Source organism: Streptomyces sp. NP160 (assembly GCF_006335115.1).
Lineage (GTDB): Bacteria > Actinomycetota > Actinomycetes > Actinomycetales > Quadrisphaeraceae > Quadrisphaera.
The window spans coordinates 1-1,259 of the sequence record NZ_VDMJ01000074.1 but is presented as its reverse complement, the minus strand read 5'-3'; the positions used below and the strand labels follow the sequence as shown (position 1 = coordinate 1,259).

2 protein-coding genes are annotated in these 1,259 nt (G+C 68.6%); both read right to left on the bottom strand.

The features are described 5' to 3' along the window. Positions 1-72: 72 nt before the first annotated feature. Positions 73-258 carry a hypothetical protein gene (locus FHN55_RS21945; RefSeq protein WP_139714538.1) on the bottom strand — a complete coding sequence of 62 codons (186 nt, stop codon included), beginning with the start codon at positions 256-258 and terminating at the stop codon, positions 73-75. A 20-nt stretch (positions 259-278) separates the two neighbouring features. After that, the gene (locus FHN55_RS21940; protein ID WP_180358015.1) at positions 279-938 is read right to left on the bottom strand and encodes an IS5 family transposase; all 660 of its coding nucleotides are present in this window, start codon (positions 936-938) and stop codon (positions 279-281) included. Positions 939-1,259 lie beyond the last annotated feature (321 nt).

Genomic DNA, 1,259 nt, shown 5'->3' with positions numbered 1-1,259 from the left:
TCAGAGTCGGGGCGAGACACAAACTATACTAACCGGCTGTGCCAGCCGGTCTGCAGTGTCATCCACTTGAACTCACGAACCCGACAGGGCCAACCAAAGGGCTGCACCAAAGAGCGCGATACCGATGGCTTGGATCCAAAAGGTCAGGCGAAAGTCCTGTCGCGACTTGCCCGTCTTCACCCTTCGCCTGTGATCGAACATGAGACCCGCGGTGGAGACCGTGGCGGCCAGCAAGGCCAATATCAGAAAGGACTGCACCGAATCACGCTCCAAACAGTTTAGCGAGCTTGACGGGTGAGGTCACGCAGCCACAAGCTGATGGCGGCCACGGTGAGGGTGCCGTTGTAGACGTACAGCCGCTTGTCGGTGCGCAGCGCCACCCCGCGGAAGCGCTTCAACCTGGCCACGGCCCGCTCCACGGTGTTGCGGTCGCAGTAGGTGACCTCATCGAAGACCGGCGGGCGCCCACCACGGCTGCCCTTCTTGGCCCTGGCGGCAGCCTGGTCGTCCTTGACCGGGATCACCGCCTTGATCCCACGACGGCGCAGATGAGCCCTGATCCCAGCTGAGGAGTACGCCTTGTCAGCCAGCAGCACGTCGGGGCGGGTGCGCGGCCGTCCTGGACCCTTGCGCAGGATCCGCAGCCGGGTCATCACCGGGTCGAAGCCACGGGGGTCAGCGCGCTGCCCGGGACTGACGGCATGGGCCAGGACCCGCATCCGCCGGTCCGCGGCCAGATGGATCTTGCTGGTGAGCCCACCGCGGGAGCGGCCCAGCCCCTCGCGGGCTCGGGCGCCTTCACAGACCACCCGCAGCTGACGCCGCTGCGCGCGTCGCTGCTCGAGTTGAGCCTCTTCGCCTTCGTGCTGGGCGCTCACCCCCCGCGGCCCCGTCACCAGCACCACCGCGACCAGCGCCATCACCATCTGCGGCCCCACCGGAGCCGGTCGTGGTGGCGTCGTCCTCAGGGCGGGTAGCGGGGGAAGACGCACCAGCCGACGACGAGCGCTCACCTGGTGGCAGTGAGCCCGAGGAGCCCCGGGTTGGGCCGGCCGGTACCGCCGCTGCCAGGTCTTCCAGCAGCTGAGCGGGTACGTCGCGAGGTGGCTCGTGACGAGCGCCCGCAGCGTCGGCGTGGGCGCGCACAGCGGTGGAGTCCACCGCGACCTGCCACGCACCAGCCTCATCCAGGGCGCCGGGATCGACATCGGCTTCGGCCCGCAGCCGATCCAGCACCTTCGTCCAGGTCCCGTCCGCGC